This window comes from Bifidobacterium leontopitheci, from assembly GCF_009193355.1.
GTDB lineage: Bacteria > Actinomycetota > Actinomycetes > Actinomycetales > Bifidobacteriaceae > Bifidobacterium > Bifidobacterium leontopitheci.
In genome coordinates this window covers 1-12,968 of record NZ_WBVT01000029.1, presented here as the reverse complement: position 1 = coordinate 12,968, position 12,968 = coordinate 1, and the positions used below count along the sequence as shown (strand labels likewise).

Annotated in this window: 11 protein-coding genes; 7 read left to right on the top strand and 4 right to left on the bottom strand. The window is 63.7% G+C overall.

Annotated elements, in window-relative coordinates:
- The first annotated feature begins 163 nt into the window (after window positions 1-163).
- The 3 genes from F7D09_RS08430 (at window position 164) to F7D09_RS08425 (ending at window position 2,258) form a co-directional block, all read left to right on the top strand.
- Window positions 164-691 carry a hypothetical protein gene (locus F7D09_RS08430; RefSeq protein WP_152234947.1) on the top strand — a complete coding sequence of 176 codons (528 nt, stop codon included), beginning with the start codon at window positions 164-166 and terminating at the stop codon, window positions 689-691.
- A gap of 67 nt (window positions 692-758) precedes the next feature.
- Window positions 759-893, top strand: a complete 135-nt coding sequence (locus F7D09_RS11640; protein WP_264371988.1) for a hypothetical protein — start codon at window positions 759-761, stop codon at window positions 891-893.
- Between the two features lie 18 nt (window positions 894-911).
- Window positions 912-2,258 (top strand): hypothetical protein, encoded by a 1,347-nt coding sequence (locus tag F7D09_RS08425; protein ID WP_152234946.1) that lies wholly within the window; start codon window positions 912-914, stop codon window positions 2,256-2,258.
- Between the two features lie 182 nt (window positions 2,259-2,440).
- Here F7D09_RS08425 and F7D09_RS08420 read toward each other — a convergent pair whose 3' ends face one another.
- Window positions 2,441-2,836 (bottom strand): VOC family protein, encoded by a 396-nt coding sequence (locus F7D09_RS08420; RefSeq protein ID WP_152234963.1) that lies wholly within the window; start codon window positions 2,834-2,836, stop codon window positions 2,441-2,443.
- Window positions 2,837-3,064: 228 nt separating this feature from the next.
- Between F7D09_RS08420 and F7D09_RS08415 the strand changes: the two genes are divergently transcribed.
- Window positions 3,065-4,315 (top strand): MFS transporter, encoded by a 1,251-nt coding sequence (locus F7D09_RS08415; RefSeq protein ID WP_152234945.1) that lies wholly within the window; start codon window positions 3,065-3,067, stop codon window positions 4,313-4,315.
- 732 nt (window positions 4,316-5,047) lie between these two features.
- Here the strand turns inward: F7D09_RS08415 and F7D09_RS08410 are convergent.
- The 3 genes from F7D09_RS08410 to F7D09_RS08400 all read right to left on the bottom strand — a co-directional run bounded on the left by F7D09_RS08410 (window position 5,048) and on the right by F7D09_RS08400 (window position 8,109).
- A complete protein-coding gene (locus F7D09_RS08410; protein WP_226836148.1) occupies window positions 5,048-5,863 on the bottom strand; it encodes a mechanosensitive ion channel family protein in 816 nt (271 codons plus the stop codon).
- 111 nt (window positions 5,864-5,974) lie between these two features.
- Complete coding sequence (locus tag F7D09_RS08405; RefSeq protein ID WP_152234944.1) at window positions 5,975-6,634, bottom strand: TetR/AcrR family transcriptional regulator; 660 nt, start codon at window positions 6,632-6,634, stop codon at window positions 5,975-5,977.
- 176 nt (window positions 6,635-6,810) lie between these two features.
- The gene (locus F7D09_RS08400) at window positions 6,811-8,109 is read right to left on the bottom strand and encodes a DUF2974 domain-containing protein (protein WP_226836146.1); all 1,299 of its coding nucleotides are present in this window, start codon (window positions 8,107-8,109) and stop codon (window positions 6,811-6,813) included.
- Between the two features lie 167 nt (window positions 8,110-8,276).
- On the opposite strand from F7D09_RS08400, the gene F7D09_RS08395 reads away from it, so the two are divergent.
- From F7D09_RS08395 to F7D09_RS11470, 3 genes are all read left to right on the top strand, one after another.
- Window positions 8,277-9,467: a pyridoxal phosphate-dependent aminotransferase gene (locus F7D09_RS08395; RefSeq protein ID WP_152234943.1), complete on the top strand. Its 1,191-nt coding sequence runs from the start codon at window positions 8,277-8,279 to the stop codon at window positions 9,465-9,467.
- A gap of 538 nt (window positions 9,468-10,005) precedes the next feature.
- Window positions 10,006-11,616: a beta strand repeat-containing protein gene (locus F7D09_RS08390; protein ID WP_226836144.1), complete on the top strand. Its 1,611-nt coding sequence runs from the start codon at window positions 10,006-10,008 to the stop codon at window positions 11,614-11,616.
- A gap of 105 nt (window positions 11,617-11,721) precedes the next feature.
- Entirely contained in the window at window positions 11,722-12,591 is an 870-nt protein-coding gene (locus tag F7D09_RS11470) for a hypothetical protein (protein WP_226836142.1), read from the top strand.
- Window positions 12,592-12,968 lie beyond the last annotated feature (377 nt).

The following is a 12,968-nucleotide window of genomic DNA, read 5'->3' as shown; positions in this document are numbered from 1 at the left end:
ATATGCATGGTCTTGTGTGTTGTCACAGCGGGCGTTCACCCGCTGTGACAACACACAAGACGCACAGCTAGGTCCGGAACCGGCACGTCACAATGTCCGTGCTGATACCATTGAATGACAGCCTTTTCATAGAAGAAACGGCATGTCAAGGAAGGAGTCAGAGATGACTCGCAACAAATCAGGACCTCATATCAGCACGCTTGCCGCAATGGCGGCCATCGTGCTGACGCTGTTCATCGCCGGAGGCACGCTGAGCGCGGCATACGCCGTCGAAACCACCGAGACCAAGATCGAGCGGCTGCTGGAACTCACACCGGGCATCACCGCCGAAGAAGCCGAAGAAGCCGTCCGTCTCACCGCCGAGACACTGGGCCAGACCTTCGAGCAAACGCTTGATGACGCCGTGCTCGAGGCCGAGACCCATTCCTTTCGTACCGCACGAACCGCAACCGCCGCAAACATTGTTCTGGGGGCCGGAAATCAGGGAGGGGACGTGTTTTACAGTCCCGCATCCACTTCAGGATTCGCTCATGGACATTCCGGCATCTACACCAGCACGAGTGAAATAGTCGAGGCCCCAGGCGTCGGCAAGAAGGCCCGCTATACGCATTGCACCAACGTGCTGGTCGGTAAGGGCGCCCAGAAGCAGTCCGTCACCACCTCAGGCGAATCGCACCAAGGCCGCCAATAAGGCCAAGACCTATGTCGGCCGTGAGTACAACGGCGCATTCTGGGCGAACAAGACCGAGAGCGGCAACATGAACTGCTCCCAGCTGGCCTGGGCAAGCTACTACTACACGTCCAAGCTTGATCTGGATTCCAACGGGGGCTCCGGGGTCTACCCCAAGGACATCCGCGATTCGCAGTACACACTGACATACAAGACCCTCTGAGCAGAAGGCAGCGGAATCATGGGCACCAGAACCACGGCAGACACCCACGCAGCCGTCCGGCTGAAGTCAATCCTCATGCTGGCGGTCCTGCTGTCCATCACCCTCATGCTGGGCGGATGCCGGAACACGACATCATCCGGCACCCGCACCGTTTCCGTACGTGATATCACACTCGGCGAAGCCGTCGCCGCCGCATACCTGACATCCGCCGGGGAATATGATTACAGCAAGAAAACCGGATACCTCGCGCTCATCAGCAATGACGGCACCTACACCCTGGCAAAGAATGCAGGCATGCAGCTCGGCAGACTCTCCTGGACCAAGGACGGCCTTTTCATAGCCGACGCGCAATACGACTATCTCATACATGACACCGACAAGGCCGACGTCATCGACAGCGCCAAGACAAGCCCTTATCAGGACGGGCTCATTGCACGGGAGGATAGTGCCGCCCATATTGCCGCCTATAACGTGGGCTTTGCGGGGGACGGCGCCTATGAGGAGGACATCGTTATCACCGACGGTTCGCGGTCCAACCGCAAACGAATCGTCACCCGGTCGTACATGCCGCAGATGGCTGCATGCGGCGGCAACGTGTACGGTCTGCAGACTGCGCTGCCAGATGATCCCGATGTTTCGGAGCGCGGCGGAGTACGGCTGATTTCGCTGATGGACGGCGAGCATATCACTGCCACGACCGTCAAGGTCAACACCAACATCATGACCGGCAGCAGCCGCAGCACGTCGAACATACCCTGCCGCGACAACACCATGACCTTCATCTCGACCCAGTACAGCGACAAAGGCATCTCCACCGAGCCGGACGCGACACCGCTCAATCATGACCCGAACGACTACATCTTCTCCGATGCAAGCGGCGCCAAGCAATACCATACAATCGAACGCTGGAACGTAACAAACGGCACTCGTACGGTCATACCGCTGACTGACGAACAGGGTAAGCCCTTGCGCTACTCCGCCAATTCCATGGTCGGTGCAGCATATGACGAACGATCATTGCAGGATGGGCATTTCTACTGGGCCAGTGGGGACGGCGAAATCCTGGACACCGATGTCGCAACCGGACGGACACGCATCGTCGTCAGCGCCGCAGTCGAGACGGAAACCGGCTCAGACGACGGGATTGATTTCTGGCAAGCCCACCCGCGCATGGTGGATTTTCAACCGGGACATGTCGACATCTGGCAACGGCCTCATATAGATGATGACAACGGTGACGCACGACTGATGAGATACGATCTCATCAGCGGGAAGAAGGTGCGCGACATCCGTGTGCAGGGCCTCGTCAGGTTCATGGAAAATCAGGATTTGGCGGACACCGGATTCGCCGTACGGCCAGAATAACGGCATGGAGCGCAACAAAAAACGTCACGCTGCTCGCCCTGTCTGCGTGACGCACCCGCGAAAACCGTAGTATTGCAACGTTTTTCGCGGGTGCGTCACCGTGCAAGGGCGAGCAGCGTGACGTTTGGCGACGTTTGGTGACGTGCCGTCACGGCAGCGACGTCACGCGACGTAACGCGGCGTTACTTCTTGAGGATCTGGCAGAACTCGAGGGTCTCGCCGTTGATGCCGATGACGTTGAAGTAGCGGATGCCGTGCTCCCAGAAGGTCGGAATCTCCTGAATCTCCTTGTCCTTCAGGTTCAGGCCGAGCTTCTTCGCGTTCTCGAAGGCGGCCTCGACGTCCGGAACGTCGAACGCCCAGTGGTTGATGGCGCCGGCCTTCATCGGGGCCTCTTCGCCGTCCCAGGTCTCGATGGTCAGGTGGCCGTAGCGCAGGAAGGCGACGTGCTGGTTGTTGCCGAACGGGTAGCGGCCCACCAGCTTGAATCCGATCTTGTTGACGTAGTAGTCGATGGTGGCGTCGAGGTCCTTCGACACCATGCCGGAATGCTGAAGGTCAGTGGTGAACTCGGTCATTACAGCCATGGTCAAAACTCCTTGCTTTGACGGCGTCCGCGGCTGGGAACGACCGCGGCTGTGCCGTATCGGTTCCGGATTATAGCTGGTTTGTTAGCGGTACCGGACTGTTCTCTTAAAGCGCAATCCGACGGCGTTTTGTTAGCGCTCACGCCATGAGTACCCTACAATAGCGCGCAGTATCGGGCCCGAGGTATCGGACCGGTCGTCTTCGAGAAGGAGATATATATGAGTGACGAATCACAGTCACGCACGGCGACGCTCGGCAGGGGCGCGATGATCCCTGTCATGGCGTCGTTCCTTGTGCTGAGCTTCATTGATTTCGTCGGCACCGCAACGAACTACGTCAAGCCGGAATACGATCTGTCGAACACAGTCGCGAACCTGTTCACCACGATGGCCTGCTTCTGGTTCCTGATCTTCTCGGCACCCACCAGCGTGCTGATGTCGAAGATCGGCCGCCGCAAGACGGTGCTGGTCTCCATCCTCGTCACGCTGTTCGCCATGGCGTTCCCGATCGTCGGCTACGCGCTGTTCGACACCGAGAAGAACCCGGTGCGCTTCGTGCTGCTGGTCATCTCCTTCGTGCTGCTGGGCGTCGGCAACACGCTCATGCAGGTCTCGCTGAACCCGCTGCTGGGCATGTTCGCCCATGGTGACAAGCTCGCCGCCACCCTGAACATCGGCCAGGGCATCAAGGCCTGCACCTCGCTGCTCACCCCGCTGATCGTCAGCTGGTTCGCCATCGCGTTCGGCAAGTGGTGGCTCGTCTACGTGCTCTACCTCGTGATCGGCATCGTCATCTACGTGCTGCTCTCCGCCGACAAGATCGAGGAGACCGAGGTCAACCCCGACACGAAGACCACCATCGGCGGCTGCCTGAGCCTGCTGAAGGATCCGGTCGTATTGCTGTGCTTCTTCGGCATCATCATGCACATGACCATCGATGTGAGCGTCAACGCGCAGGGTCCGCGCATCCTCGCCGACATGACCGGCTGGAGCCCCGCCGCGGCAGCCAGCTTCAACACCATCTACTACGCCTCCCGTGCCGTCTCGAGCCTCGGCGGCGTGTACGTCCTAAGCAAGATCAGCAACAAGGCCGGCCTGCGCATCTCCACGGTGATGCTCGTCGCCTCGATGGTCCTCATGGGCGCCTACTCGCTGTGGGGCGCCGGCATGACGCCGTTCGTCTACTACGCGGCCATGTGCCTGGCCGGCCTCGGCAACTCGAACATGTTCACCCTGTACATGGAGCGCGCGATGCTCGTGCACCCCGACCGCAAGAACGAGATCTCCGCGCTGATGATCATGGGCCTGTTCGGCGGCGCCGTGTTCCCGCCGATCGTGGGCGCCGCGGCCGATGCCTTCGGCCAGATCGGCGGCGTGACGGTCATGTTCATCGTCGTGCTGTTCGCCGTGTTCTGCTCGCTCGACTACAAGGTGCTGCTCTCCAAGCAGGAGCGCGCGGCGCTGAAGTGAGTCGCTGACGCGCGGCCGCTCGCCGCGCTGTCGAAACGGACCGTACCCGAAGATTATGTTCGGGTACGGTCCGTTTTTCGTTTTCAACGGACCGTACTGGGAGGTGCGGGTTTGGGTACGGTTCGTTGTGAATTGTTGACAAAACGTACTCGGAGCAGCGGGTACGAGTACGGTTCGTTGCGAAATCCTGACGGAACGTACCCGGAGCAGCGGGTTCGGATACGGTCGGTTGCGAAATCCTGACGGAACGTACTCGAAGAGTGCCGTACGAGTACGTTCCGTTGAACAATCCTGACGGAACGTACTCGGGGAACTCATACGAGTACGGTTTGTCGTATTTGTTTAACGGAACGTACTCGGAGCAGTGGGTTTGAGTACTGTCGGTCAACAAATCCCAACGGAACGTACTCGGACGGCGGTGTTCGGGTACGGTCGGTTGTGAAGCGGGTGACGCTCCCCCAGTCAGCTACGCTGACAGCCCCCTCCACCGAGGGGGCCAAGAAACGGGACAGTCAGTCTTCGACACTCAGCCAGAGTCCTCCATCGAGGGGGCCAAGAAACGGGACAGTCAGTCTTCGTTACGCTCAGCCAGCGCCCTCCACCGAGGGGGCCAAGGGCGAATCGGTCAGTCTTCGTTACGCTCAGCCAGCGCCCTTCAGCGAGGGGCCGAGGAACAGGCTCCGCCAGGCGTCCTTCAGCGAGGGGGCCAAAGGCGCGGGCCGGCCCGCCGACTTACTCGCCGATGGCGGCGCGCTGCTCTACGTAGGCGCAGCCGGCGACCGCGCGGGCCATGGCGTCACGCATGGTGGACAGCAGCACGCCGTCGCGAGTGAACGCCATCGCCTCCACTTCGATGCCGTACGGCGAGAAGCCAGTGAGCTTGACAAGCGGCTTGCTGCCCGGCTGCGCGAACTGCACGGTCCCCTTGGCGATCGCGGCCTTGACGGCCTGCGTCAGTTCGGCCGGATCGCTGCCGGCCTTCGCAGTGAACGTCATCGTCACCAAGCCTTCGTTGACCGGCGTCAGCTTCTCCAGCGACGCCGTGTTGAGCACCGAGTTCGGAATCACCATCTCGTTGCCGTTGCGTTCGCGCACCACCGTCTGCCGCCACGTGATGTCCTTCACCGTGCCGGTCGTGCCGGCCACCGAGACGATGTCGCCCGGCTGGATCACCTTGCCGAGCATCAGGCCAAAGCCGCTGATCACGTTCGCGACCGTATCCTTGAGACCGAGCGACACCGCGATGCCGCCGACGCCGAGAGCGGTCATCAGCGTGGTCGGGTCGATGCCGAACACCGGCTTGAGCACGATCGTCGCGGCCACCACCCACACCAGCACGCGCATGATGTTGATGAAGATCGATGCGCTCGGCACGTTGGAATGGTCGAGCACCTTGCGCATCAGCCGCGACAGGCCCTTGGTGATGAGCAGCGCGATCACCAGCACCACCGCGAAGAACACGAGCCGCCCCGCGTTCGCCTTCAGCCAGTCGAGGATGTACCAGTACCATGCCATGCCGCTGTCCACCACGTTCGTGCCGGTCGTCATGCGCGTTCCACCTTTCGTTTGTCCGATATCGGCCTGCGGGCCGCCGCCAGTCTGTGCCGCCCGTCAGCGCCGCCGACCGACGCCGCCAGTCGGCGGCCACCGGCCTACACCTTACTTGCCGGACTTGAAACTCGCCCGAAGGTTTCCTTTGAACACGCGGTTCCAGTAGTCGAGCATGTTCTTCTTCGACATCGACAGGTAGACGCTCATGGCGAGCACGGCCACATCCTCGTTGAGCAGGTCGTCGACCGACACCTTCTGGCGCAGTTCCGGCCAGCGGCGCAGGACGGCGAGCATGCCGCCGAGGGTGAAGTCGAGCATGAGGTCGGTTTTGAGGTCCAGGTTGTTCGCGTCGAGCTGCAGGTCGTTGATGAGCGTGAGTCGGCCGAAGTCCTTGAGCGATTCGACGAGCTCGGGCGAGCTGTGCTTGCCGGCGAACAGGGAGAGACGGTCGAGGCGCTGGCGCTGGGCGGGGTCGTTCATCAGCTGCGTGCAGCGGCGTCGCCATTCGCCGTCCGCGTCGAGTTCGGTGATGTCGCCGGCCGGCATGGGCGCGGTCGACTGTTCGACGGCGTGCATGATGGCGGAGTCGGCGAGTTCGGACAGGTCGGCGAAGTGATAGTAGAAGGAGTTGCGGTTGAGCTTCGCGTGCTTGACCACCGCGGTGACGGTGATCTTGTGGTACTCGTTTTCCGCGAGCAGGTCCCAGAAGGCGTTCTCCAGCCGTTCGGGGGCGGGCAGGATCTCGGAATCCTTACGTGGGCGGGGCATGGCAGTGGCTCCTTTGGTCTTTAGAAGGGTGCGACCTTGTTATTGGTCGTTATGTCTATTTATTCGATTATTGCCGTCCATTATGACGGATGGCCCGTAAAAGAAGCCGAGGATTCACTCGCTGTTTCACTATAGGCGAAGTACAAGTATAGAAGGTCTGCCGTATTTATCGCGGCTCAAACGCCGATGTCGACGCCCGTGTCGCCGGCATCGCCGCCTGCAACGTCAGCGTCGCCGCCGGTGCCGCCACGCGCAACGTCACCGCCGTCACCGCCGTCGTCACCCACACCGCCGCCCGCCGCACGTGCCGGCGTACGCGCCCGCTCGGCATTGCGCAACAGCGTCCAGGCCTCCGCCAGATGCCGGCGATCCTCGCCCGACAATCCCAGATACGTGACCGCCATGCCCGGCAGCGCAAGCCACCCGGCCTTCATCACGCCGGACAGCGTATCGGCGTTCGTCGACCGCAGTATCGCGAACAACGCGTCCACCGTCCGCTCGCGCTGCTGCGTCGACATGCCGGCAATCCACCGGTTCAGCGACTGGCTGAACAGCCGCGAGCCCGTCGATACATCCGGCAGGTAGACGAAATCGTCGCCCTCCACCTGCCACGAGAACGTCATGTGCTGCAGCACGCCCTTCTGGTCCGAACGCACCACATGCAGCGGTTCCGGCGTCTCGAAGATCATGCCGACGATCGAGGAGTCCGGCACGATCTTGACGATCCGGTCCACCACCGCCCGATACCGCGCGCCATGCACCACCTCGTCGGGGAATCCCGGCCCGTCCAGCGAATACACGCGCCTAATCCGCCGGCGCACCGCGGCAGGCGCGTTCATCGCCGCGTAGACCGCCAGATTGCCGCCCTTGGAATGGCCGGTCAGGATAATCGGGCCGCCCCACAGCCGCGCCGCGTCGCACACGTACTCGCAGGCCGCCCGCTGAGCCGGCACCGGGTAACGGAAGGCCATGTTGAAGTCCTCCTTCCAGCTCACCAGCGAATCGTCGGTGCCGCGGAATGCGACGACCAGCGTGCCGTCCGGCAGCAGCGCCGTCACGGCGGCGAACTGGGACTGCTCCACCATGTTGAGGTAGTCCGCGTACCCGTCGACGCGCACGCCGGCGAACCGCGGATTCGCCGCGACCGCCTCGAACAGCGCGCGCGTCAACGCCGGATCGTCGAAGCCGCGCGGCCGGCCGTACCGCATGTCCGACGCCGCCTCGGCGAGCGTCGTGCCGCTGAACGGAGCGTGGGGCAGCCGCCTGAGCGAGGCCAGCGGATGACGCATGTCGAACGTGGACAGCCGCCCCGACAGCGTGCCGTACCGCGACAACGCGATCGACATCGTCGGCGGATCGGTGGTGGCCGGCCGCTTGTAGACCAGCGAGGCGAACACGAGCGCGTCCACGGCGTTGAACGGCAGCCGGGAGAACGGACGCGTCTCGGCATGCGCATAGTCGATGATGTTCGCCATCGCAGCACCTCCCACCAGCACAACGGACCGGCGGCACCCGCCGTCTTACGTGACAATATACCCGCGTCGCCATACGCGGCGCGGACGGCGGCGCGGGCGGCGCAATGTGCCGGGGCGGTGGTAGAAACGAATCTATTGCACAGCAACGGCGACGTGGAGGTTGCGACATGATCAACGAAACATACAAGGCGATGCTCGGCGGCAAGTCCGTGATCCGGACCCTGAGCGAATACGCGACGGCCCGCGGCAAGGAGATCGGCTACGAGAACGTGTTCGACTACAGTCTCGGCAATCCGAGCGTGCCCTGCCCGCCCAGCTTCACCAAGACCGTGATCGACATGTACGAGACGGCCGAGCCGGTCGTCCTGCACGGCTACAGCCCGTCGCTGGGTCTGCCGGGCGTGCGCAAGGTCATCGCCGACAGCCTCGACCGCCGGTTCGGCATGGACTACACGCTCGACCACATCTTCCCCACCACGGGCGCGGCCGGTGCGCTCGCCCACGCGCTGCGCGCCGTGACCGAGCCCGGCGACGAGGTAATCACGTTCGCCCCGTACTTCCCCGAATACCAGCCGTACGTCAGCGGCACCGGCGCACGGCTGACGGTCGTGCCGGCCGACACCGAGAACTTCCAGATCAACTTCGACGCGTTCGAGCAGGCGCTCAACCCCGGCGTGACGGCCGTGCTCATCAACACGCCGAACAACCCGTCCGGCGCGGTCTACTCGGCCGCTACGCTGGAACGACTCGCCGGACTGCTGCGCGACAAGCAGACCGAATACGGCCACGACATCTTCCTCATCAGCGACGAGCCCTACCGCGAGATCGTCTTCGACGGCGCCGAACAGCCCTACCCGGCGAAGTTCTACGACAACACGCTCACCTGCTACTCATGGTCCAAGTCGCTGAGCCTGCCGGGCGAGCGCATCGGCTACGTGGCGGTCAATCCCAAGGCCACCGACGCCGGGCTCATCGTGCCGATGATGGGACAGATCTCGCGCGGCACCGGCCACAACTGCCCGTCGAGCACCATGCAGCTGGCCGTCGCCAAGGTGATCGACGAGACGAGCGACCTGTCGGTGTACGAGACCAACATGAACCTGCTGTACGACGCGCTGACTTCGATCGGCTTCGACGTGGTGCGCCCCGGCGGCACGTTCTACATCTTCCCGCGCGCGCTCGAGGCGGACGCGAACGCGTTCTGCATGAAGGCCAAGGACTACGACCTGATCCTGGTGCCGTCCGACAGCTTCGGCGTGCCCGGCCACTTCCGCATGGCGTATTGCGTGGACACGGAGAAGGTCAAGCGGTCGATCCCGGTACTCGAGCGGTTCGCGCACGAGGTGTACGGGCTGTAAGAGGCGGCGGCCGGCTGTCGCGCGACGGTCGGCCGGCTGCGCGACGGCCGGCTGCGTGACGGACGTCAGGCGGCCGTCGATTGTCGCGACACGCCGAGGAGCGTTGCACGCTCGCAAGATACTGATTGTCGGAACGCCGGAAATCCGCCAAAACCGGAAACCGCATCTCGCGAGCGTGCAACGCTCCTCGGCGTGTCGCCGTATCACGGCGCCGCGCACGGGTCACTCATCGCCGTGTTGCCCGTCGCCACGCAGCTCGTCGTCGTATCGCATGTCACCGCGCCACCCGTCGCCGCATTCGTCCGTCACCATAACGCTCGTCACCGCGCCGTCTGTCGCCGCATCACCACACCACCCATCGCCACACCGCCCAACCCGGCCCTCACCATCCCAACCCAGCCCACCGCATCCAGAAACCATTCAGGAAACTCCCAAGCACCCAGCCGCAACATCGCAGCATCCCTTACCCGGCCTCAAAGCGCCCACCCACGAACGTGCCGTTCAATGAAACCATCCCAAGCAAGAAAGGATGGCAACCATGGACAGGCACACCACAACGCGACGCAACGTACGCGACGGCCGCACCGTCGTCGCCACCACCAGACTCGTGGCGCTCGCCGCAGCCGTCTCGCTGACCGGCGGCCTGTGCGCAGGCGCGGCAGGCGCGGCGCTCCTGAGGCGCTCCAGCGGCACCGCCGGCGCCCCCACCAACCTGACGCTGAACGGCAACTTCGGCGGCGGCGCGAACACCATGTCGTACGACTACAGCGGCACCTATTCGGGCACCCTCACCGCCGACGGCAGCGAACAGAACGCCAGCGGCAAAACCCTGACCGCCACCGACTCCGACACCAACGTCACGCTCGCCCAGAACGGCGGCACCGTCACCCTGGACGGCGTGACCCTCACCAAATCCGGCGACAGCGACAACGCCGACAACAACAACTTCTACGGCACCAACTCCGTGTCGCTCACCGTCGGCGAGCAATCCAAAACCATCATCGACGGATCCAAGATCAGCGCGAGCAGCTCCGGCTCGAACGGCATCTTCGCCACCGACTCGGGCACCGCGCTCGTCAACGACACGACCATCGCCACCACCGCCGACAACTCGCGCGCGCTCGACGCGACCTACAGCGGCACCATCATCGGCTCGACCGTGACGGCCAGCACCAAAGGCGACCACAGCGCGACCGTCGCCACCGACCGCGGCGGCGGCACCGTCTCGCTGACCGACTCGACGCTCACCACGGACGGCTCCGGCTCGCCGCTGCTCTACTCCACCGGCGACATCCAGGTGAGCAACGTGACCGGAACATCCAACGGCAGCCAGATCGCCGGCATGGAGGGACTCAACACGATCCTCATCCGCGACTCGACGCTGGAAAGCACGAACACCGGCAAAACCGGCTCCGACCCGATCGCCAACGGCGTGATCATCTACCAGTCGACCTCCGGCGACGCGGAAAGCACCACCGGCGAACACGCGACGTTCCAGGCGGTCGACTCCACACTCAAGTCGGCCATCAGCTCCGGCTCGATGTTCTACTTCACCAACACGACCGCCGATGTGGTGCTACAGAACACGACGCTCGACTTCGACACGTCCAAGGCGACGCTCATCAACGCGTCCGGCAACGACGCGAACAACTGGGGATCGGCCGGCTCCAACGGCGCGACCGTGAACTTCACCGGGCGCGACCAGACGCTGGAAGGCGACATCACCGCCGACACCATCTCCACGCTCAACCTCTACCTGCTCGACGGCAGCACGTGGACGGGCGCGGCGAACATCGCCACAAACAGCGCCGGCTCGGCCAGCTCGGCCAGCTCGGCCAGCGACGCGCCGATCACCGTGAACGTCGACGGCACCTCCACCTGGGTGGTGACCGGTGACACGACGATCTCCGCGCTCAACGTGGCGTCCGGCGGCAAGGTGGTGGACGAGGACGGCAAGACCGTCACCATCGTGGCGAACGGCAAAACCGTCGTCTCCGGCAGCAGCGACGTGACCGTCACCGTGACCGGTGCGTACTCCACGAGCGTGGACGCCGGCAGCGACACCGAACTCGCCGACGACGACACGATGACCGACCGCAGCGAGTTCGACAGTCAGTTCGGCACGTCGAGCGCGTGGACGATGGGCTGAGCGCGGGGCGCCGGCGGCCGGCTGGCGCATTACGCAACACATCGACACAGCACAACAACAACGACACAGCACAACAACACACAACAACAACGTAAAGGAATCATCATGAGCGAGAACATCAATGACACCAAGAACACGACGAACGCGAACGCGCAGACTGAGCGGGAGAGCGTCGCGCAGGCGACCGGCCAGGCAACTGTGCAAACGTCCGGCCAGGATGGCGCCGCACAGACCGCCACCCCGACGACCATGCAGAACGTTGCGCAGGCGACGCAGTTCGCCACACGGAACGCGCCGGCGATGGGTCAGCCGCAGTACGCCGACGCCGCGGACAACGATTACGGCGAGGCCGGGTATCGTGCCGGCTACCGCGTGCAGCCGGGCGCGGGTGCCGGTGCGGGCCAGCCAGGAGCGGGACAGCCGGGCGCGGGACAGCCGGGCAGTGCGTATGACGGATATCGTCAGCAGGGTCAGGTGCCCCCGCAGTACGCGCCGGCACAGTACACGGCCGAGCAGCAGGGCGGCGGTTTCGGCGGCGCGGCGGGTGCCGGCGCCGGCGCAGGCGCAGGCAAGAAAAGCGCGGGCAAGGCCGGACGGCCTGGACTCGGCGGCAAGACGTGGGGCGTGATCGCGGCGGTGTCGCTGGCGTGCGGCCTGCTCGGCGGCGTGGGCGGCGCGTTCGCGGTGACCGCGATCAGCGGCGGCAACGGCAGTCAGCAGCAGATGCAGATGCCGGGCAACGGATCGTCCGGATCGTCGAATGGCAACGGCGGCATGATGCAGCCGCCAAGCGGCGGACAGGGAGGCAACGGCCAGTTCGCGCCCGGCGGATCCTCGAACTCGGGGTCCGGGTCTGACAGCCAGATGGGCAGCGGCGACACGGGATCCGGATCGGGTAGCTCCAGCGGCTCGAGCAGCAGCTCCGATGGCTCCGAGTCCTCGTACAGCAGCGGTTCGGACGGCGTGACCATGTGAGTCGCGCCGGCTCGGATGCGGCAGCAATGATCCGGCGGGTTTTCATTGAGCATGGATCAGCGAAAACCAGCCGGATTTTGCCGTACTGACCGTTTTTGCAGCAGCGTCCGGTCTCTCACACGAGATGTGGGTGTTTCATTTCCTGATTCGGGCGATGCCTCAGAACCGCAGGAACCATCACAATGGCTTGATAGAGCCGTTTTGGGCATATCAGGCAAAACGCGTGTCCGCCGTTTTCCCAAAACAAAACACTGTAATGTCTCGGGGCATGAATGACGCATGTGTCGGGGCATGGTTGACGGTATGTCCTGGGGCATGGTTGACACATGCGTCATGTGCCTGCGTCTCACCCGTCCCCCGGTCCGGCCTTTTGCCGG